Origin of the sequence: Christiangramia crocea (assembly GCF_022410465.1) — a bacterium.
In the GTDB taxonomy this organism is placed as follows: domain Bacteria; phylum Bacteroidota; class Bacteroidia; order Flavobacteriales; family Flavobacteriaceae; genus Christiangramia; species Christiangramia crocea.
Window position 1 is genome coordinate 62,150 of record NZ_JAJSON010000005.1, and the last position, 21,860, is coordinate 84,009.

Here is a 21,860-nt window from a genome sequence, read left to right on the forward strand (position 1 = left end):
TTTTATAAACTGTTTTTTATCTCTCCGTTTTCCAGACTGATTTTTTTATTGGCGTATTTCCTCCAGATCCTGTCCTGGCTAGTGACGATTATAGACCAGTTCTGATTTGGGCTGAAAAGAAAATTTAGGATCCTTTCAACTTCAGTTTCATCTATCTGGTTAAGAGGATCGTTCAGGATAAGCAAATGCGGTTTTCTAACTATACTTCTGGCAAGTACTATCTTTTTTGCAATAGTATGGGGAAGTTGCCTTCCTTCCGGAAAAATTACGGTATCGAGTCCTTTTGGTTGTTCTTTTACGAAATCGATAAGCCCTGTATCTCTTAATACTTCTGATATTTCCTTTTGTGATATGGTTTTATCTCCAAAAGTGATATTCTCCAGCAAAGTACCTTCAAAGGGGCTTTCCTCTGAAATGGATTGTCCTAATAGAGAACGATAGTGGTTCAGATTGATATTCTGAAGTGAAATTCCATTGATGTAAATCTTTCCTGAAGTAGGTTCTAATAAACCGGCTATGATTTTAAGCAGAGTGGATTTTCCTGATCCATTAGGACCATCAAGTATGATCTTATCTCCGGGTTCAATTTTAAGATTTATATCTTTCAGGATCTCTGCACCATCTGCCGTAACATATCCAATATTTTTAAGTTCTATGGTAAGGGAAGCATTCTCTGAAAAGCTTTTATCTTCATTAACAGGTTCCAGTTCCTTATCTACCACCTCACCAAGTTTTTCAAGTGAAGTAAGTACGTCGTAAAAGTTCTCTAAGCCTATGATCATTTTTTCTACCGAACTAATTATGAGTAGTATAATGATTTCGGCCGCTACAAACTGGCCTATATTCATCTGTTGGTTAAGTACCAGCAATCCCCCGATGATCAATAATCCAGCCGTAACCAGAACCTTAAAAATGATCATTTGTATGAATTGTAATCTTAAGATACGGAAATGGTTCTCCCTGGCATCAAGGTATTTGCTAACCAGCTTATCGTTTTTTGTGATCGCCAGGTTGGTGCGGCCCGAGATCTTAAAACTGATGAGGGTACGGGCTACTTCCTGAATCCAGTGAGCAATCCTGTACTTCATTTTGGATTCTTTAATACTGGTATTTAATCCCGCTTTTCCTGTAAAGCGAAATACCAGGAAAATTAGAAGAACCAGTAGAATGCCATAGATTATGAAAAATGGATGATATAATGATAAAAGGATGAGCCCGAAAGTGATCTGGAATATTGCAGCAGGGAAATCAAGAACGAGTTTTGAAATTCCCTTTTGTATGCTCAAAACGTCAAAAAAACGGTTAGCCAGCTCAGGAGGATAAAAGTTATGCAATTGGGACATCTTGATTTTTGGAAATCGATAAGTGAACTCAAAAGAAGCCCGTGTGAATATCTTTTGCTGAACATTTTCAAGGATACGTATTTGCATAAGCTGAAGTATCCCTACAAATCCAACTCCCAGTGTAACCAGGCTTACAAGCACTATCCATGAAGTTGAAATACGGGCACCCTGGATAAGGTTAATGATAGCCTGGATTCCAAGGGGCACAGATAGATTGACAATTCCTGCAAAGATCGCATAGTAGAGGATCTGCATGAAATCTTTCTTTTCAAGCTTTAGAAGCCCTGTAAATCTTTGCCAGGTTGTGAGGGTGGTCTTAGACATTATCTTTCATGTTTAATACGCTAATAATAAGGTGCCGGAAATAAACAGGAGGCATTACCTTTTTATTGCAATCTGTTATTGAAGTGAAATGGTCTTTTAAAAAATGCTGATGCAAGGCTCCTTCTATGATCATACTTGCCAGGCTTCCCGGATAAGGATAGGAAGATTGCACTTCGAGGATCATTTCCCGTATTCTGTGAACAAGTCGTTTGTAAACAAGAAAATAACCTTCCCTGTTTTCGTCGTCAACCTCTTTGGTTAAAAATGACTTGGAAGATTCATTGATGATGATCTGGTTTAGAGCTACTTCGTTGATGTGACCAAATGAATCATCTTTTTTAACGGTCTCAGTAACGACCTCTATTGCTTTCAATAATTTTTGAGAGGGATCAGTAATACTGTTGGTTGCGAAAACCAGCTGATATTCTTTCCACCCCCAGTACCATGAAGTTAGATAAACCAATAACTTGTGCTTATTCTCAAAGTAGCGATAGATTGAACTTTCATTAGATTTTATTTTTATTCCCAGTTTTTTAAAAGTGAAATTCTCAAAACCAATTTCATGAATTAGTAATATCCCATTTTCTACAATGCGCCTTCCTAATGCCGTAGACTCGGGATCCTTTATATAGACCTTATCATTTACACTTATTTTAAGGTCCTGTAACAAGTATTTCATGTTTAAAACATTTGCTGTCAAAGATAATAGTAAAAATGTTATAAATAATAGTAAAACTATTATTTAACAATAAATTGATAATTGCATAACTTTTAGTTTAAGGCTTAATGGTTGTGTAAAGAAAGAACCTGTGCCTGACTGAAACATTGAGCTTTTTCCATGCCTGGAAAAAATATTTTTTTTAAAAGCTATATTTCATTCAAAAAAAAGGGGAAAAACAATTTCAAATTCCAGATTTTGAAAATTAATAAAGGAATTTTTGCGGATACCGTAAATGCTTAATTATTCCCTTAAATACCTGTTTTTAAATGCTTCAAAAAGACTTAGTTTTATCCATTCAATTTTAAAGGATTTTATATTTCGGCATGGAAAACAAACGCTATTTTGTGATAGATTTTGATAGTACTTTCACTCAGGTGGAAGCCCTGGATGTACTCGGTGAACTGTCACTTACTAATCATCCAAAGAAAGAACAAAAACTAAAGGAACTGAAAGATCTTACAGACCTTGCCATGGAAGGGGAACTGGCCTTCCGGGAATCCCTTGAAAAGCGTCTGGAGATTCTTGAGGCGCATAAGGATTCCATCCCGGCACTGGTTGACATGTTGAGGAAAAAAGTCTCAGTCTCCTTCGTGCGGAATGAGGAGTTCTTTGAAGAATATAAGGAACGTATCTATATTATTTCCAGTGGTTTTAAAGAAGTAATTGTCCCTATTGTCAGCAAGATGGGGGTGAAGAAAGAAAATGTCTATGCCAATACCTTTGAATTTGACGAGGAAGGCAATATAATTGGATTTGATAAGGATAATGTGCTTTCCTCTAATAACGGTAAGGTAGAATTACTAAAACAACTGGAACTTAAAGGAGATGTATATGTGATTGGTGATGGATATAACGATTATGAGATAAAGGCAGCCGGTCTTGCCAATAAATTTTATGCCTTTACCGAAAATGTTGAACGCGATAATATTCTTGAAAAAGCCGATCATATAACTCCCAGTCTTGACGAATTCCTATACCTTCATAAAATGAACAAAGCCATATCCTATCCTAAAAACCGTATTAAGGTTCTTCTGCTTGAAAATGTACATGCCGATGCCGTAGCCATCATGAAAAATGAAGGTTACAATGTAACTACAATTCCGGGTGCGTTGGATGAGGATGAGCTAGCAGAAAAGATAAAAGACGTTTCCATCCTGGGAATCCGGTCTAAGACAAACCTTACTGCCAAGGTTCTTGAAAACGCCAACCGGCTTATTGGTGTGGGCGCATTTTGTATAGGAACCAACCAGATAGACCTGGAGGCCTGTCTCAAGAAAGGAGTGGCAGTATTCAATGCGCCATTTAGCAATACCAGATCTGTTGTAGAATTAGCCATTGGCGAAATCATATTGTTAATGAGAAATTTGCCCGATCGTATTGCTGAAATGCATCGTGGGGAATGGAATAAGTCGGCCAAAGGGAGTTATGAGATAAGAGGTAAGAAGCTTGGGATCGTAGGCTACGGAAATATCGGGGCTCAGCTTTCGGTGGTTGCTGAAGCTATTGGTTTCGATGTATATTACTATGATCTTGTGGAAAAACTAGCCATGGGGAATGCCACTAAGTGTGGCAGCCTTAAGGAGCTCTTCGAAAAGGTGGATATAGTAACCCTGCATGTGGATGGAAGAAAGCAGAACAAGAACATGATTGGGGATAAGGAATTCAGCTGGATGAAAGAAGGCTCTATCTTCCTTAATCTTGCCCGGGGGCAGGTAGTTGATGTGGATGCTCTGAAAAAGCATATGGAATCTGGCAGGATAAAAGGAGCCGGGATTGATGTGTTCCCTAAAGAACCTAAGACTAATCAGGAAGAATTTGAATCTGTCTTAAGAGGCCTGCCAAACCTGATCCTTACTCCGCACATTGGAGGTAGTACTGAAGAAGCCCAGGAAAACATAGGTAATTTTGTACCCGGAAAGATCATTGAGTATATAAACACTGGTAGTACTACCAATTCGGTGAATTTCCCTAACCTGCAGTTGCCAATTCTTGAGAACGCTCACAGGCTTATTCATATTCACCATAACAAACCGGGGATCATTGCGCACATTAACAAGATTCTTGCCGCTCATGATATCAATATCGTAGGACAGTATCTTAAGACCAATGAGACAATAGGTTACGTAATCACTGATATAGATAAGGAATATGACAATGAAGTGATCAAGGAGCTGAAAGGAATACAGGGAACCATCAGGTTCAGAGTATTGTACTAATCGTTAGTCTATAGAGATATAACCTTGATCCTTTTACATTAAATATTTTTTATTAATTGTTCAAGACTTGAATTATGAATATACATATACCTGAAGAATTTAGGATAACCGAACAGTTGCACCAGGAAACCTATCTTTCCAGTGGTGAGCTGATCAAATGGAACGGAAAGACAGATGAGGTCTACTCAACGATCTCTTCGACAGATGAATATGAACCAACTCTGCTGGGCACCGTACCGCATATGGATAAGGAATCGGCCCTGGAAGTTTTAGGTTCGGCATGTGATGCCTATGCCAAAGGCCAGGGAAAATGGCCTACCATGAAAGTAGCCGACAGGATTGCCTGTATGGAGAATTTTGTGGAGCAAATGAAGACCAAACGGGAGCAGGTGGTGAAATACCTGATGTGGGAAATAGGCAAATCCCTGCCAGATTCCAGGAAGGAGTTTGACCGTACCGTTGAATATATTCTGGATACTATAGAAGATTATAAACAACTGGATCGCGATAGTGCAAAATTCCAGGAGAAGGACGGAGTCTATGCACACATACGTCGTGGTCCGCTTGGAGTTGTTTTATGCCTTGGGCCCTATAACTATCCGCTGAACGAAACCTTTGCCCTTCTTATCCCCGCAATCATCATGGGGAATACGGTGGTTTTCAAACCAGCCAAACACGGAGTTTTACTACTATCTCCATTATTGGAAGCATTTCAGCAATCATTTCCTAAAGGAGTGGTGAATGTGATTTATGGTAGGGGCAGGGAGGTAGCTGCACCCATTATGCAAACAGGAAGAATTGATGTGCTTGCCCTTATAGGAAACAGTAAATCGGCAATTGCCTTACAGGACCAGCATCCATACAAGAACAGGCTCCGACTGGTACTGGGCCTCGAAGCCAAAAACCCGGGAATTATCCTGCCAGACGCCGATCTTGATCTGGCCGTTGAAGAATGTATCTCCGGAACACTTTCCTTTAATGGTCAGCGTTGTACGGCTTTAAAGATTTTGTATGTGCACGAAGAGGTGCGGGAAGAATTCAACAGGAGGTTCTCTCAAAGAGTTGATGAGCTTAAATATGGAAATCCCTGGATAGATAATGTAATGCTTACTCCTTTACCGGAACCTAATAAGCCGCAGTATATACAGGAGCTTATAGATGATGCCACAGAGAAAGGAGCCGTTGTGATCAATGAACGTGGAGGAGCTACATCCGAAAATTATATCTTCCCTGCAGTGCTTTACCCGGTGACAGAAGATATGCGTGTTTATAAAGAAGAGCAGTTTGGTCCTGTGATCCCGATCAAACCATTTAAGTCTATTGAAAAACTTCTTGATGAAATAGCCGATTCAAATTATGGACAGCAGGTAAGCCTCTTCGGAACCGGAATAGACAGGATCGCACCTCTTATAGATACATTAGTGAACCTGGTATGTCGTGTGAACCTTAACAGCTCATGCCAGCGAGGTCCTGATGTTTTTCCTTTCACCGGAAGAAAGGATTCCGCTGTGGGTACCTTAAGTGTACATGATGCCTTGCGTTCGTTCTCCATAAGGACTTTTGTAGCCAGCAAGGATAAGGCCTACAATAATGAAATCCTAAGAAAGTTACTTGACAGCAAGAGTTCGAATTTTGTGAGTACAGATTATATACTTTAAACTTCAGGGATAAAGTATAAATCAGAATGTAGATTCGTGGTTTGGTTCAACAGAACTGGATCACGAATTTCTTTTATCCCTTTTTTACTCCTTTTATTTTAGGTTTTTATTGGCTTAAAATTAGCTATCAGTTAACTATATACATACTCTTTTTGAACTATATTTACATTGTAATTATCGGTGAAATAGACGATAATTGCGAAGGGTAACTGAGAAATGGTTTAAATATTTCGGTTACCCTTTTTTAGTTTCTAAACCGTAATATACATGTAGTGTGTTTGGCATAAAAGGAAAAGTGGTTTTAATATCAGGAGGTACTATTATCCACATAATGGTTTTACTTCTTCCAGAACTGCAATAGCTAACTAAACAAAATGGCTGGCAGTTGAATTAGCGTCCAAATATGGTGATACTTTCCGTGTAAATGCAATTGCACCGGGCTTCTTCCTTACAGATCAGAACAGAGTTTTGTTAACAAATAAAGATGGGTCTTTAACCCCAAGAGGGTCTACTATAATAAATCAAACACCTTTTAAAAGATTTGGAGATCCGGAAGAAATAATAGGTACTGTAATATGGCTTTGTAGTGATGCTTCAAAATTCATTACAGGAACAATTATTAAAATTGATGGAGGTTTTAGTGCTTTCAGTGGTGTGTAATTATTATAAAAGTGAGTTTGGATATAGAACAAAGGTGGAGCTGGTATGGTCCTGAGGATCTCGTGTCCTTAAAGTAATAATCAAAAGGTTTTTTAAGTCGTTATAGAATTTCAATTCTCATTTAATTATTTTTGCAGGTTAAAATAATTTTTCTTCATGAAAAGGGAGTTTAGAGAATAAAACTTCGTAACAACTGAAAGTCTTTTCCTGCTAACTATAGTATAATATTAAGATAAATAACCTGTATATCCTTTAAAAGGATTGGTTCTCAGCTATATTTAGTATATTTCGCACGCAAATATACTTGATTAGAATGAGGAAGATCTTGGTGATCCAGGAAGATATTGTAATTCTCAAAATTCTTGAACAACTTGTAAAAATAAATAATTTTGATTGCAAGGCTATCAGATCACTTGAAGAACTCAATATTGATGATCAGCAATCTAACTTTGACTTTATAATAACAGGGATATTATTTGAAGGCATTAGCCCCTTGGAATTTGTGGCACAGGTACAGGAGGTAATTTTACATAAAAATTTACTAATAGTTACCAATATGGGACAGGACAAGGTAAAACAGGAAATTTTTGCTCTACGAGGTGTTACGGGTTTTTATACCGTACCCATTGATCTTGACGAAATAGAAGCTATTATACAGGCCTATTAAATGAATAAAGAATCCTTACTTTTAAGCATAGAGATTGTTTTTTCTTTAATAGCCATATTCTGGATATTTATTGCTTTCAGCCTTCTTTACCGCAGAATAAGAACTTCCCAGCTCAGGTTAATTGAGGAAACTTTCGCTGATATCGTAAGTCGGTATCTATATAACGATCCCAAGAATCCCCTCACCCTTGCAGAGATTACAAGAACTTTAAGAAATGTCGGGATTAAATCCAAGAACAGTAATAATATACAGTTCTTAATACGCCTGATGATACGTACTCAGCGTACTTTATTAGGAAATAATTTCAAAAAACTTCAAAAACTATATACACAAATCCCACCTTACGGAGTTTCCATTAAGAAGATATCGAGCTGGAGCTGGTATAGTAAGGCAAGAGGAATACGGGAGATATATGAGATGAATCAGTCTCAGTATTTTGATGAGATCTTTAAATATCGTAACGATAAGAATATTTATGTCAGGCGGGAAGCCCAGATCGCGCTGGTGGTATTCTTAGGTTGGGAGAGCCTTAGATTTCTACCCTATCTAAAGCATAATATTACCCTGTGGCAACAAATTAAGATCGTGGAGAAATTATATGATCTTTATCCCAGGCCAGAATTAAAATGGCTGCACAGGGCCTATGAAACTGAAAAACTTTTCGGTAAAAAACTCCTTATGCGTATCATTAGGAAATATGAACTGCATGATGAAACTGGCTATATCATAGATCATTTAAACCATTATGACTATGAAGTGAGGGAAACTGCCATTTACTGTATTCAAACTTTTGCTGTTTCTTTAAATAAGATGAATTATATAAAGGAACTTTACGAAGATATTCCGAATGTAAACCAGCAAGGATTACTACTGAATTATATTTTTGAAAATTCTGAAATAGATTTAGATTTTTATTTACAGCAATTATATAGTGACAATGAAGATTTAAAACTAAGCATAGCTGAAATTCTTTGGAACAATGGTTACAAGGAAAAAGTGCAGGAATTCTATTATCAGCAATATCCAAAAAGGGAATTGAATGTTGGATAATATTGAAAATATAATTAGGAGTTCTTACGTCTATACAACTGCGAATTATTTTTTTTTCATTTATGGACTAACACTCTTCGGTCTGTATTTTAGTGGGGTTTTACTGGCAATAAAGGGAATTAGGAGAACAAAAAGAAAGTCAACCTTTTTACAGGTTGGCGATATTGTAAGCGCTACTGATATACCATCTGTCACCCTGATTGCTCCTGCCTACAATGAGGGTTTAACGATAATAGAAAACGTTAAGTCTTTATTATCAATACAATACCCGTATTATGAATTTATCCTGGTAAATGATGGAAGTAAAGATGACTCTCTTGAAAAATTAATAAAGGAATTTGATCTTGAGAGAAATGATGCCAGTTTTATTCAACAGCCTATCCCCACTGCTTCGGTTAATTATATCTATAAAAGCCGGAATAAGAAATATGCCCACCTAACCGTAATTGATAAAAATAACGGAGGGCGGGCAGATGCACTAAACGCAGGAATCAATTTCGCCAATACAGAGCTGGTGGTTTGTACAGATGCCGATTGTATTATAGAACAGGATGCAATTTTAAAAATGGTACGTCCTTATTTAGAAGCAAATGAGAAGGAAATAGTTGCCTGTGGCGGAGGAATAGGTATTGCTAATGATTCTGTTGTTAAAAATGGAGTGCTGAAGGAACTAAAATTGCCGGATAGTATTGTGCCTATGGTTCAGGTTGTGGAATATATACGGGCATTCCTTTTAGGTCGAATGGCCTGGGGGGAAATTAATGGCTTAATGCTGGTGTCGGGAGCCTTTGGAATGTACCCGCGCAAAAGGGTGATACAAGTGGGGGGATTTAATCCCAGGACCGTTGGGGAAGATCTGGAATTATGTATCCGTCTCCGTACCCATATGGAAGATTTGAATATCCCTTATAAGGTAGTCTATTTGCCCGAGACCTTATGCTGGACAGAAGGTCCTCCGGATTATGATATCTTGATTAAACAGCGGGACAGGTGGGCCAGAGGTTTGTGGGAAACAATGAGTTTGCATAAAAAATTATTCTTTAATCCCAGGTATAGGTACATGGGCATTCTGTATTATCCATACTGGCTATTTTTTGAATTTGGTGCGCCGATTGTAGAATTTCTAGGTATTTTACTTATCATATTCTTTGGAATTTTTGGATTGATAAATTGGCCCATGGCGGTACTTCTTTTTTTCTTGATATATGGAATAGGGTGTTTGTTTTCTACCACGGCAATCTTTCTGTATGTAAAGAATTTTGATCACTATACCAGACCAAAGCAGGTCGTGGAATTACTTCTTGCAGCATATCTGGAGCCTTTTCTTTATCATCCTGTTCTGGTATATGGCCAAATGAAAGGATATTATAAGAAATTATTTAATATAAAATCAGGATGGGGAACCATGACAAGAAAAGGATTTAAGATTTCAAAATCCTAAAAACGAAACCTATATCCAATATTGCCAATAAATTGATTTCCTTTATTGCCATTACTAAGATCTTCAACTAGATAGCCCCCAGTTAGCTGTAATATATGATTAGTGCCAAGGGTTTTATTGATCCCCGCAGTGAAGTAATAAGCTTCAAGATCAGGATTGTTTTGAACCTGGGTAAATATGGTTCGTTCATCTGGTGAAATACCACTTCCTAATCTTCCGAATATATAATTATCGGTATCAGAAAAATAATAGCGAATATTGAACTGATAGTTTTGGATAAGCTGATTAAGCCTTTCAGGACCAAGAAAGCTTCTTGCATTCAGATAGAACCTGCCCTGGTAAGCGGTTAATCCTAATATACCTGTGAAGTAATCCTGCTCACTGAAATGTAATAATCTACCACCGGCTTCTAACTCAAGGATTTTTAAAAAATTTATAAAAACTGAAGCACTACCTCTGAAATCGGGAAAGAGACTGCCGTCTGATATTCCAGCATTTAAGAACCCATAAACCTTTTCGCTGAAGACCGGGTAAGATTCAATTTCATATAAATAACTCTGATCATAGGACCGGTCGGTATAGGTTACTCTTCCAATTAACGCAGTTCTTTTGAAGTAATGCAAAAATTCACCGCTAACAGTATTCCAGGGCGAATTACGTGAATAATCCTCACTAAAATTAATGTACTGGTAATTGAGCCCTATTTCATTAGACACCGTTCTATTGAGGATATTCTGAAGAGTATATCTTAAATCGTTGCCTATGTCCTGGTTAAAAAGACTGAGCGCTATTTCTCTGGCCTCTTTTCTCTCACCATTTTTCAAAAACAGTGAGGCTTTTAGTACCTTAAGCTTATCATCAGGTTCATAAAAACGTTCCAGATTATTTATATAGGCTAAAGCAGTGGCCGGCTCCCTTAGATAGTTGGCCTGTCGTATTGCAAGTTCTTTTACTGAGGGATAATCTTTAGCCTCTTTCAATAAAAACCGGAGGTCATCCCCAGCCTTATCGATCTTTTCTAAAGCCCAATAATTTCTTATTCTTAGAATACGAATATCATGATATTCCGGAGCGAGTTCAAGACCTCTATCCGTATAATTTAATGAAACCCGGTATTCTTTATTCTTATACAGACTTAATGCCTTAAAATAGATACTATCAGTATTGATTTCTTTTATTTCTTGGGAGAATGATGAGATACAGAAAAAGTTCAAAAGTATTATTACGAAGATTCTGTAAATCATAAAGCAGGAGATGGTTCGATTCGGGATCAAATTTACTTTTTAAATTGAATCAAAAAAAATAAAAGACAGGTATCTGGAGGGCTCAATACTCTATACGACTTCGGGAGTTCTTAAAAACCGGAGTTGATACTTTATTCCTAATAAATTTTAGTTTTCTGAAGACAGTCTTATGTATGTGTAATGACGGTTTACTGTATAATTAAAAAAAAGCCTTGCTCCGGCAACTTCATGCTTTGATAACCTGAATTAACAGGTTCCTGCCGAAGAGCCGGGTTTTATTTCTTTTGCCAGTATTGTGGTGAAGTATCCTCGCTTTCCTGATTCCAGTATTGCGGGGTGACCTTATGACCATCGAAGGTTTTTAATTTTCTTTCAAAGACTGCGACCACCGGGTTAAAGGTGATATCGGTGACACCCACAGTATAAAGCTGAGGTTCTTCCTCACTTTTTCGTTTTTCTTCGTCCACGATCACTTCAAAACCATTGTGTTCCAGGAGCTTTTTCAGAAAATCTTTCCGGTTTTCATCGATCTTCTTTTCGATAAAGCTTACGCGGGTATCGCTTATGCTGCCAAATGTATGTTTACCTTCAAGTGCCATAATTTCTTATTTTAAGATCCCACTTAACTGAAAAATATAATCATATAGCGGACTGTATAATCCCAGGGCCAGAATCCCGATCACGGTTATCAGCAGACCTATTCTCATATAGACTTTATTCCTGAAAAACGGAATAGGGTCTTCTCCTTTTCTTATGAACATCGCCCTTATCACCAGGAGATAATAGTATAGGGAAATGGTAACGTTCACCACCGCAAGGAATACGAGCAGGTAATAACCCTCGCTTGCCGCGGCGGTAAAGAGGAAGAACTTCCCAAAAAATCCGGCTACCGGTGGAATTCCTGCCAGTGAGAACAATGCCAGCATCATCACCAGGCTTAAATTGGGATTGGTCCTGTACAAACCTTCATAATCTTTCATGTTTTCTCTTCCGGTTTGGAGTGAAATGGCCTGAACCACTCCAAAAGCTGCCAGGTTAGAGAAGATATAAATAGTCACAAAGTAAACCACAGTTGCTGTTCCTAACTGAGTTCCTGTAATAAGGCCAAGCAGAATAAATCCTGCCTGGGCAATAGAAGAGAAAGCCAGGAAGCGTTTCATATTCTGTTGACGCAAAGCGAACAGGTTCCCTGTGAACATAGTTGCCAGTGCAAGAACATAGATAAGTTTTTCCCAGACTTCCATCAGCGGTTTTAAAATGCTGAACAGTAATATCATTAAAATAAAGACTGCGGCTCCTTTAGAAATAACCGAAAGGTAGGATGCAATACTTATGGGAGCTCCTTCATATACATCGGCGGTCCAGAAATGGAACGGAACCAAAGATATCTTAAAGGCCAGTCCTGCAAAGAACAGCAGGAATCCGAGCAGGGTCAGATTATCGGCAGTGATATTCAAAATGATCTCATCAAAGTAAATAGAACCCGCAGTGGCGTACAGCATCGAGATTCCGAAAAGAGAAACTCCTGAGGCCAGAGCTGCGGAAAGGATCAGTTTGATGCCTGCCTCACTCGAGCTTCTTTTCATCACTTCAAAAGCAGCAAGAGCGGCTATTGGAAGGGTAGAAAGTTCCAGCCCAATATAGAACATCAGGAAATCTCCGGCTGAGATCATAAAGTACATTCCGAACAAAGAGGCGAATAGGAGGATAAAGAATTCGGTACCACGATCGTTGCTGGTCATTTTTTCCTTCACCCAATCTGCCGACTGTAGCAGAAGGATCAATACACCCAGATTGAGAACATTCTTAAAAAAATGAATCAGCTCATTGCTTCGGAACATTCCCCCAAAGAGATTGCTTTCCGCTAAAGGAAAGAACCCGGAAACGGTATGTATTCCAAAGAGGAGGAGAGCAAGAGAAACCACCCGGCTCTTCTTAGCTTCCGAAATGAATATTTCAGCAATTAAAAGAATCAGTATTATGACGAGAAGGGTAAGCTCGTGGCGCATTAGAAAAAAATTATTTAGGTCCATTACAATTCTTTTTAAAAGTTATAGTACTCCGCGGATAAAAGGTTCAAGACTTTCCAGGATCATATTGCTAAGCCATAAAGGGGCCACTCCAATACCAACAATTGGGATAAGAAGCAGCATTACTCCAGCTTTTTCATACCAGGTTGCTTTGGGTAATTTCAGATATGCGGTATTTTTCACCGGTCCCATCAGCATTATTCCCACTACGCGAAGAACATATACGGCTGTCACCACTATGGCTGAAATGGAAACAATCGTGAGTACCCGGTGGAACATATCGTCATGCAGGAAGGCTCCCATAAAGATGTTCATTTCGGCAACAAATCCGCTAAAACCAGGTAGTCCTAACAGGGCAAGTCCCGTGATCACATATATAGCCGATATGAAGGGAATGACTTTAAGCAACCCCCCTAGTTTTGTGATATCTCTGGTATGAGTTCTACTGTAGATCATCCCTATTAGGGCAAAGAAAAGGGCGGTCATAAACCCATGGGAAAGGGATTGCAGGATCGCGCCATTCCAGGCAGTCTTATTCAGCATTAGCAGGGCAAAACTCACCATTCCAAGGTGGCTTACCGAGGCGTAGGCGTTAATATATTTCAGGTCGGTTTGTCTTAAGGCAGCGAAAGCTCCGTAGATGACTCCAATTGCTGAGAGTATGATAAAGAACCAGGACCATTCCAGGGCGCCTTCCGGAAGCAAGTACATCGCAACCCTGAATATCCCATATCCACCAAGTTTCATTAAAACCCCGGCGTGTAACATTGATACCGCGGTTGGGGCGGATGCGTGCCCGTCAGGAGACCAGGTGTGGAATGGGAAGAGAGCTCCCAGAACGGCAAAGCCTATAAAGGTCATAGGGAAGAACAGTTTTTGTGCCTCGAAAGGTATATTCACTTTGGCAATCTCAAGGATATTGAAGGTCAGCGCTCCACCATCGGCATTGGAGTTGAAATAGATGCCCAGAATTCCTACGAGTAGAACAGCTGAAGCTCCCATCAGCATCAGGGTGAGTTTCATAGCCGAATATTCCTTGGGCCCGGAACCCCAGATACCGATTAGAAGATACATCGGGATCACCGCGATCTCATAGAAAACGAACATCGTGAACAGGTCTATTGAAATAAAGAACCCGTAAACACCTGTTGAAAGTACGATGAGTGAGACAAAGAATTCTTTGGGAAGATCCTCTATTTTCCAGGAAATGAACACTCCGGCCAAAACTACAATGGAAGTAAGCGTGATAAGGGCAACCGAAATTCCATCGACTCCAATACTATAATGAATATTCATTTGCTCAAACCAGGTAAGGTCTTTGGTGAAGAGCATAATAGAATTGTTCACAGCTCTTTCCCTGATATAGGCAAATATGAGATTGATAGCCATTCCCAGCTGGATGATCCCACCGCTCATAGCAATGATGCGGGCCTGTTTTAGTCCTTTTGAAAAGACCAGTGCCAGGATGACCAGAATGGGAACTATTACGAAAAGTGATAAAATGTCCATAATGCTAATTAGTTAGTCCATATATAAATGAATACAAAGGCGATGATCACTACTCCGGCAACAAAACCGAAGGCATAATCCTGTACTTTTCCCGATTGTATAGCTTTGATCTTCCGGGAGACCAGTACCGTTTTATTTCCGATTCCTTCCATAGTGCCATCCACGAATTTCTTATCGAAAAAAGCGATGGGAGCCGCTACACTTTTAAAGAAGACCTTTCGGGCCATAAAGAAGTAGATCTCATCAAAATAGAACTTATGGCTGGTCCATTTGTAGAAGACCCCAAAAGCACTGGCAAATCTTGTGGCCAGATCGTTTTCCTTTTTATAGAAGATCCAGGCCAGGATGATGCCAATAAGGCCTACGCCCACTGCGATAGCCGCAAGCGGAAGGTTTAAATGCGCTTCAAATCCAGTTTTATCGGCGGTAACGAGTTCGCTGAAAGGAACAAACCCGGCAATTAAGGTCAGGAATGCCAGTATAAGCAGGGGTAAGGTCATCGATGATGGCGATTCGTGAGGGGTATGTTCATATTTTGTGTCCTTACCCCAAAATATTCCGAAGTAGATCCTGAACATATAGAAGGCCGTAAGTCCGGCTACAAATACTCCAATATAATAGATAAACTGGCTATTCTCATAGGCAGCCACTAAGATCTCGTCCTTACTCCAGAAACCTGCCAAAGGGGGGACACCTGCGATTGCCAGTGCGGCAATAAGGAAAGTGATATTGGTTACCGGCATATATTTTCTTAATCCGCCCATATCTTTCAGGTAATTACTATGAACCGCATGGATCACAGAACCAGCTCCGAGGAATAATAAGGCTTTGAACATCGCATGAGTAAAGAGGTGGAACATTGAAGCCATGTAACCTACTCCTTCATGACCTTCAAATCCCGAAACACCTAAGGCCATCATCATATAACCAAGCTGTGACATGGTGGAGAAGGCCAGCACCCGTTTGATATCGGTCTGGGTTATGGCAATTATGGCAGCAAATAAGGAAGAAAATGCCCCCACATAAGCTACTATTTGAAGGGCGAATCCACCTTCCACCAGATAAAACATCGGAAAGAGTCGGGCCACAAGATAAACACCTGCGACTACCATGGTGGCTGCATGGATAAGTGCTGAAACTGGAGTTGGACCTTCCATCGCATCTGGAAGCCATATATGCAACGGGAACATTGCTGATTTTCCGGCACCCCCCATAAAGATTAATATAAGTGCCCAGGTGATCACCGAAAGCCCCATAAAGGAAGTGGAGGCCCAGTTAAGGATAACAACTCCTTCAGGATTGGTAAGTTCCTGGAAATCGAAAGTTCCGGTGTAATAACCCATTATAAAAATACCTATCAGAAAGCCGAAATCAGCGAAACGGGTCACTATAAAGGCTTTTTTAGCAGCCGCAATGGCTGAAGTTTTGGTATAATAATATCCTATAAGCAAAAAGGAAGAAACCCCTACCAGTTCCCAGAAAATATAGATCTGGAAAAGATTGGTAGCCAGTACCAGTCCGAACATTGAAAAAGTGAATAGAGAGAGGTAAGCGAAGAAACGGGTATAGCCGTCGTCTCCTTTCATATAGCCACGACTGTAAATATTCACCATAAGGGAAACCGTAGAAACCACTACCATCATCATTACCGAAATAGGATCTATCAGATATCCCATATCTATATGAAGGCTTTCAGTAAAATGCATCCAGATAAACTTGTCTACAAAGGTCTGGTAGACACCGTCTGCTTTACCATGAACAAAGAAATACTGAAAAGCCGTATAGTAGGAAAGCAGTGTTGAAATGGCCAGGCCGGCAACTCCCACATATCCCGAAACAGCCGGTTTTATCTTCTGGTTGAAAATTCCCAGTACCAGAAATACTGCAAGGGGAACAAAAGGAATTAAAAGTATATAGCTTAGGTTCATAATTTCCGGTTTTTAGTACTTCATAACTTCAGTTTCTTTTACTTCCACAGAACTCACCTGCCTGTATAGGTTGATGATGATCGCCACGGCCAGAGCAGTTTCTGCTGCTGCCACAGCAATGATGAAAATCGAGTACACTACTCCCTGTAACACATCAGGGAAAAGGTATTTGTTGATGATCACAAAATTCACCACCGAGGCATTCAGGATCAGCTCTACAGAGATCAGGATCGAGATAAGGTTCTTTCTCGTAATGAACCCGTAGATCCCAATAAAGAAAAGGATCGAGGTGAGGGTGAGTATTTCGGTTATGCTAACTCCTGGGATCATATCTTTCAGATTTGATAATTATAAAATTCTTGTTATTCTGTTTCTACCGTAGATTTTTCATTTAGTATCCTGTCCAGTTGAATCTCCTGTTCCGTTTCAAGGCTAACTTCTTCATCCGGTTCAGGACTTTTATGTGGTTGTTTGTTTTTGATCTTCTTTTCTCCTTTAGCAATTATGATTGCTCCAATCATTGCCGCCAGTAGGAGTACACTTATCACTTCAAAAGGAAGGATAAATCCGCCCGGCCCATAATCAAGTAGCCTTTCCCCGATCTGGGCCGTGGTTGTAGTCACTGTTTTTCCGGCAACGTCAAAGGGATGGGAATAGATGGTGGTAAGGAAAACCGCAAGGCCTGCAAAACAAAGGAGCCCTGTGAGTAATTGCTTTTTTCGGTTTGCCACTTCCAGCTGCATTTCTATATGATGAACCAGTAAAACCGAAAAGATGATAAGTACTACCACACCACCGGCATAGACCGTGAGTTGTATCGCTGCCAGGAAGTTATAGTCGGCAAGAAAGTAGATCCCTGCGATCCCGATCAGGACAAAAAGCAGGTAAACCACCGATCGTAACATTTTGCGGCTACTTACTGAAGCGATAGCAAAAATGACCATTATTGCTGCCAGGAGATAAAAAATGATTCTTTCCATAATCTTAATCTTCTACACCGGCTCTCACTTTAGAACCGGGTTTATTCAATATTCTGGTTAGTTGTGTCCTGTCATAGACCGAATTCTCAAAATTCTGCGCCCATTTAATGGCATCACTGGGGCAGGCATCCACGCAAAGACTGCATTGAGTGCACATCCCAAAATGATAGATATGCTTGTCTATAATCTTTTTCTTTTTACCGGTCTCTTCGTCTATAACCCGGTCCCAGATGATCTCGATACTTCCATTGGGGCATGCGATCTCACATTTCTGGCAGCCAGTGCAGCTGTGTTCGTTGTTCTCGTCGTGAGGCATCACTACTTCTCCCCGAAAACGTTCGAACATCTGAAGACTATCACGGTTATCTGGATATTGCTGAGTAATAGCTCCTTTTTTTGAATGAAGGAAATATTTTCCGGTAACCTTCATTCCTGTGAGGAGGGTCTTTATACCTTTATATATTTCTGAAAAATAACTCATAATCCTAAAGTTGAAGGGTTAGACCCAGCCATACGATCAGGGCCATTATTACGATATTAGCCAGATTGATTGGCAGAAGGTATTTCCATTCCAGGGTGAGCAGCTGGTCTACCCGAAGTCTCGGAAAGGTCCAGCGGAACCACATCATAAGGAATACCAGTATAAAAGTTTTTAACAGGAACCAGAATACGCCCAGCCAGGGAATAGACTCGGTGATCCCAAAGGGGGATAACCAGCCTCCGAAGAAGACCGTAGCGGCAATAGCCGCAATGATGAACATATTGATGAATTCTGCCAGAAAGAAATACGCGAACTTCATTCCCGAATATTCGGTGTGAAAGCCGGCGCCGAGTTCAGACTCTGCTTCAACCATATCAAAGGGAGCACGATTTGTTTCCGCGGTTCCGGCTATCATATAGATCATAAAGGCGATCACGGCAGGGATATGCCCCTGAAGGATCAGCCATCCATTTTTTTGTACTTCAATGATCTCTGAAAGCTGAAGGCTTCCTGTGATCAGGACCATTGTAAGTAGCGAGAGTCCTATGGAAAGCTCATAGCTAATGGTTTGTACTCCGCTACGCATAGCCCCAATCAGGGCATACTTATTATTACTGCTCCATCCTCCCAGTAAAACCCCGATCACTCCTATGGAGGAAATGGCAATCAGGAAGAACAGTCCTATGTTAATGTCATAGGCCTGCAGATTTTGGGTGAAGGGAAAGATGCCTAATGCCATCAGAGAGGTGACAATCACAAAATAAGGAGCAAGATTATAAAGGAATTTATCGGCTTTTACCGTTCCGGTTAGTTCTTTAGAAAGTAGTTTAAGAGCATCGGCCATTGTTTGCAGTAGTCCCTGAAACCCTACACGGTTTGGTCCGATCCTTAACTGGAACCATGCGGCAACCCTTCTTTCCAGTAAAACGAGATAAAGGCCCAGCACGGCAAAAAGCGTAAGATAGGTAAGGGCGATCAAAGCCATTTTGGTGAATCCGGTGATTTGGGCTGGAAGTAGGCCCAGAAACCAGTCATGTATGCTTAAGATTATATCCATGGGTCAAGATTTATCGGTCAATATCCGGTACAACAATATCAATGGTCGCCATCGTGGCAACCAGGTCGCCTATCTTTCCACCCACCGTTATATGGTTGAGGAGTGAAAGATTAGAGAGTCCTGGAGAGCGGAACTTAACCCGGTAAGGGTTCTTGGTCCCGGTGCTTACAATGTATACCCCAAGTTCGCCTCTGGCGGTTTCCACTTTCTGATAATATTCTCCTTTCGGAAGTTTGATCACGGCATTGGTAGCCACTTTGTGATCACCATCGGGAATATAATCTATAAGCTGTTCTATGATTGAGATAGACTCCCACATTTCCTGGATCCTAACAAGGTAACGGGCGTAAGAGTCCCCATCGGTATGTAAAGCTTCATTAAAATGCACCCGGTCCAGCGCACTGTAGGGGTGATATTTTCTCACATCGCATGAATAACCCGAAGCCCGCCCCACAGGACCGGTTGCTCCAAAAGAGATAGCATCTACTTTGTTCAGGATACCAACACCTTTGGTACGTTTTTGGAAGATTATATTGCCTGTTAAGAGGCGGTCATATTCGGGTATTTTTGTTTTAAAATGGGTGATAAATTCTTTGACTCTTCTTACGAAGTTTGGATGAATGTCGTGCATGAGTCCACCGGGAATATTATAATTCATGGTGAGCCTGGCACCGCAGGTTTCTTCGAATATATCATTGATCATCTCACGATCCCTGAATCCATAAAAATAGGAGGTAAGGGCTCCAACATCCATTCCCATTACTCCCCACCAGAGACAGTGAGAAGAGATCCTTGTGAGTTCATCTAAAATGGTTCTTATTACCTTTACTCTGTCTGGTACTTCAAGTTCGAGGGCATTTTCCACTGCAAGACAAACCGCTTCATTATTAATGTGGGAAGAGAGGTAGTCCATCCGGTCTGTGAGATGTACTATCTGCTGATAACTGTCATTTTCGCACATTTTTTCAATAGACCTGTGAATATATCCTAGATCGGGTTCTACCTTTTTGATGATCTCTCCATCAATGGTCAAAAGGAGCCGAAGAACGCCATGAGTAGCAGGGTGCTGTGGCCCCATGTTGATGAAGTATTCTTCAGATTTAAAGTTGTTATTTATTGTAGCGGTTTCCATAACTTCTTATTTAACAACCATGTTTTTTTCGTCTACAAAATCCTTCCGGAGCGGATAGCCTTCAAAATCTTCTGAGAGGAACAGCCGTTTCAAATTCGGATGATTTTTAAATCTGATTCCGAATAAATCAAAGGCTTCACGTTCATGAAAATTGGCTGTAGCCCAGATGTCCTGCACCGATTCGATCTCGGGATTTTCGCGGTCCTCAATTTTTGAACGGACTACCATAATATGCCTGTAATCGGTAGACTCCAGATGGTAAACCACTTCCAGTTCTTTTCCCCAGTCTATGCCGGTGAGGCAAAAGAGGTAATCAAAACTTGTATTTCGATTTAATTTCAGGTAATACATCAATTCATGCAGATAATCCGGATGTATACTCAAATTGAGGAATTGTGAACCTTCTTCGGTAAATTCCAGTTTTACTGCGGCAGGATCGGTAAACCAGCCAGTAATTAGGTCTTGGAGTTCTTGATTGGTCATGACTTTCAGTTTTTAAAGTCCTTCATCAAAACCATCCACAGGATTCTTCTTTTGCAGCCTGCGTTCGGTCTTTATTTTTTTCTGAAGCATCAGCATTCCCTCCAGGAGTGCTTCAGGCCTCGGAGGGCAGCCAGGTACATATACATCTACGGGGATCACATGATCGGCTCCTTTCACAACCGAATAGGAGTTATAGAAGAACGGCCCTCCGGAGATGGCACAGGCTCCCATTGCGATCACGTATTTAGGTTCGGCCATCTGGTCATATAATCTTCGTAGTACAGGAGCCATCTTTGTAGTGATGGTCCCCGCGATGATGATAAGGTCTGCCTGTCTTGGGGAAGGCCTAGCGACTTCAAACCCAAAGCGGGAATAGTCGTGACGGGCAGCTCCCGTTTGCATCATTTCTATCGCACAGCAACTGGTACCAAAGTACAGGGACCAAAGCGAATTGGACCGCCCCCAGTTGATGATCTTGTCCAGGGAAGTGACAAGAATATTTCCTCCGTTCCCGGCAGGGATCACTTCTCCCGGAAAATCCTTCGGGATCTTATTAACGTTGTTTTTTGTTACTCCCATTTTAAAGCTCCTTTTTTCCACGCGTAAGCCAGACCTAATCCAAGGATGAGAAGGAAGATGAGTATTTCAATAAATGCCACTGCGCCAACGTCCTGAAAGACTACAGCCCAGGGTACTAGAAATGCTACTTCCACATCAAAGACAAGAAACAGGATTGCGAAGAGGTAATAACCAACTTTGAATTGCACCCAGGTAGGCCCAATAGTGGTCATCCCGCTTTCGTAAGGTTCCCTTTTCTGTGGATTGTCTGATTTAGGGGAGATTAATTTTGAGATGAAGTTCGCGCCGGCAACTAAAAGCACCCCGGCAAGAAAGAACACTATGATAGCTTCTGAACCCATTTTTTTTCAGGTTAAA

The 21,860-nt window shown here is 40.5% G+C and carries 20 protein-coding genes and 1 pseudogene; 6 read left to right on the forward strand and 15 right to left on the reverse strand.

What is annotated here, in order from left to right; translation table 11 throughout:
* Positions 1 to 2: 2 nt before the first annotated feature.
* Both LU635_RS01495 and LU635_RS01500 read right to left on the reverse strand, forming a co-directional pair.
* A complete protein-coding gene (locus LU635_RS01495; RefSeq protein WP_240095433.1) occupies positions 3 to 1,667 on the reverse strand; it encodes a peptidase domain-containing ABC transporter in 1,665 nt (554 codons plus the stop codon).
* On the reverse strand, positions 1,660 to 2,346 hold the full coding sequence (locus LU635_RS01500; protein WP_240095435.1) for a TetR/AcrR family transcriptional regulator: 687 nt from the start codon (positions 2,344 to 2,346) through the stop codon (positions 1,660 to 1,662). Before LU635_RS01500 ends, LU635_RS01495 begins: the two co-directional genes overlap by 8 nt.
* Before the next feature lie 365 nt (positions 2,347 to 2,711).
* On the opposite strand from LU635_RS01500, the gene serA reads away from it, so the two are divergent.
* The 6 genes and pseudogenes from serA (at position 2,712) to LU635_RS01530 (ending at position 10,080) form a co-directional block, all read left to right on the forward strand.
* Positions 2,712 to 4,604 (forward strand): phosphoglycerate dehydrogenase, encoded by a 1,893-nt coding sequence (gene serA / locus LU635_RS01505; RefSeq protein WP_240095437.1) that lies wholly within the window; start codon positions 2,712 to 2,714, stop codon positions 4,602 to 4,604.
* Between the two features lie 74 nt (positions 4,605 to 4,678).
* Complete coding sequence (locus tag LU635_RS01510; protein ID WP_240095439.1) at positions 4,679 to 6,262, forward strand: NADP-dependent glyceraldehyde-3-phosphate dehydrogenase; 1,584 nt, start codon at positions 4,679 to 4,681, stop codon at positions 6,260 to 6,262.
* Between the two features lie 369 nt (positions 6,263 to 6,631).
* A pseudogene (locus tag LU635_RS01515) lies at positions 6,632 to 6,922 on the forward strand (SDR family oxidoreductase); the annotation flags it as partial.
* Positions 6,923 to 7,235: 313 nt separating this feature from the next.
* A complete protein-coding gene (locus LU635_RS01520; protein WP_240095441.1) occupies positions 7,236 to 7,589 on the forward strand; it encodes a DNA-binding transcriptional response regulator in 354 nt (117 codons plus the stop codon).
* Positions 7,590 to 8,639 (forward strand): hypothetical protein, encoded by a 1,050-nt coding sequence (locus LU635_RS01525; RefSeq protein ID WP_240095443.1) that lies wholly within the window; start codon positions 7,590 to 7,592, stop codon positions 8,637 to 8,639.
* Positions 8,629 to 10,080 carry a glycosyltransferase family 2 protein gene (locus LU635_RS01530; RefSeq protein WP_240095445.1) on the forward strand — a complete coding sequence of 484 codons (1,452 nt, stop codon included), beginning with the start codon at positions 8,629 to 8,631 and terminating at the stop codon, positions 10,078 to 10,080. Before LU635_RS01525 ends, LU635_RS01530 begins: the two co-directional genes overlap by 11 nt.
* On the opposite strand, the gene LU635_RS01535 is transcribed toward LU635_RS01530, so the two are convergent.
* The 13 genes from LU635_RS01535 to LU635_RS01595 form a co-directional block, all read right to left on the reverse strand.
* The gene (locus LU635_RS01535) at positions 10,077 to 11,324 is read right to left on the reverse strand and encodes a YaiO family outer membrane beta-barrel protein (protein ID WP_240095447.1); all 1,248 of its coding nucleotides are present in this window, start codon (positions 11,322 to 11,324) and stop codon (positions 10,077 to 10,079) included. The genes LU635_RS01530 and LU635_RS01535 overlap by 4 nt on opposite strands.
* Before the next feature lie 275 nt (positions 11,325 to 11,599).
* Positions 11,600 to 11,923, reverse strand: coding sequence for a hypothetical protein (locus LU635_RS01540; RefSeq protein WP_240095449.1), 324 nt, complete (start codon positions 11,921 to 11,923; stop codon positions 11,600 to 11,602).
* Between the two features lie 6 nt (positions 11,924 to 11,929).
* Complete coding sequence (locus LU635_RS01545) at positions 11,930 to 13,357, reverse strand: NADH-quinone oxidoreductase subunit N (protein WP_240095451.1); 1,428 nt, start codon at positions 13,355 to 13,357, stop codon at positions 11,930 to 11,932.
* Positions 13,358 to 13,375: 18 nt separating this feature from the next.
* Positions 13,376 to 14,863, reverse strand: coding sequence for a complex I subunit 4 family protein (locus tag LU635_RS01550; RefSeq protein WP_240095453.1), 1,488 nt, complete (start codon positions 14,861 to 14,863; stop codon positions 13,376 to 13,378).
* 8 nt (positions 14,864 to 14,871) lie between these two features.
* Complete coding sequence (gene nuoL / locus LU635_RS01555) at positions 14,872 to 16,791, reverse strand: NADH-quinone oxidoreductase subunit L (RefSeq protein WP_240095455.1); 1,920 nt, start codon at positions 16,789 to 16,791, stop codon at positions 14,872 to 14,874.
* 12 nt (positions 16,792 to 16,803) lie between these two features.
* On the reverse strand, positions 16,804 to 17,121 hold the full coding sequence (nuoK, locus tag LU635_RS01560) for an NADH-quinone oxidoreductase subunit NuoK (protein ID WP_240095457.1): 318 nt from the start codon (positions 17,119 to 17,121) through the stop codon (positions 16,804 to 16,806).
* 32 nt (positions 17,122 to 17,153) lie between these two features.
* The gene (locus tag LU635_RS01565) at positions 17,154 to 17,771 is read right to left on the reverse strand and encodes an NADH-quinone oxidoreductase subunit J family protein (protein WP_240095459.1); all 618 of its coding nucleotides are present in this window, start codon (positions 17,769 to 17,771) and stop codon (positions 17,154 to 17,156) included.
* A gap of 4 nt (positions 17,772 to 17,775) precedes the next feature.
* A complete protein-coding gene (locus LU635_RS01570) occupies positions 17,776 to 18,252 on the reverse strand; it encodes a 4Fe-4S dicluster domain-containing protein (protein ID WP_240095461.1) in 477 nt (158 codons plus the stop codon).
* A gap of 4 nt (positions 18,253 to 18,256) precedes the next feature.
* Positions 18,257 to 19,309, reverse strand: coding sequence for an NADH-quinone oxidoreductase subunit NuoH (gene nuoH / locus LU635_RS01575; protein ID WP_240095463.1), 1,053 nt, complete (start codon positions 19,307 to 19,309; stop codon positions 18,257 to 18,259).
* Between the two features lie 10 nt (positions 19,310 to 19,319).
* Positions 19,320 to 20,441 carry an NADH-quinone oxidoreductase subunit D gene (locus tag LU635_RS01580; RefSeq protein WP_240095465.1) on the reverse strand — a complete coding sequence of 374 codons (1,122 nt, stop codon included), beginning with the start codon at positions 20,439 to 20,441 and terminating at the stop codon, positions 19,320 to 19,322.
* A 6-nt stretch (positions 20,442 to 20,447) separates the two neighbouring features.
* Complete coding sequence (locus LU635_RS01585) at positions 20,448 to 20,924, reverse strand: NADH-quinone oxidoreductase subunit C (protein WP_240095467.1); 477 nt, start codon at positions 20,922 to 20,924, stop codon at positions 20,448 to 20,450.
* 12 nt (positions 20,925 to 20,936) lie between these two features.
* Positions 20,937 to 21,503: an NADH-quinone oxidoreductase subunit B gene (locus LU635_RS01590; protein ID WP_240095469.1), complete on the reverse strand. Its 567-nt coding sequence runs from the start codon at positions 21,501 to 21,503 to the stop codon at positions 20,937 to 20,939.
* On the reverse strand, positions 21,494 to 21,844 hold the full coding sequence (locus LU635_RS01595) for an NADH-quinone oxidoreductase subunit A (RefSeq protein WP_240095471.1): 351 nt from the start codon (positions 21,842 to 21,844) through the stop codon (positions 21,494 to 21,496). Before LU635_RS01595 ends, LU635_RS01590 begins: the two co-directional genes overlap by 10 nt.
* Positions 21,845 to 21,860 lie beyond the last annotated feature (16 nt).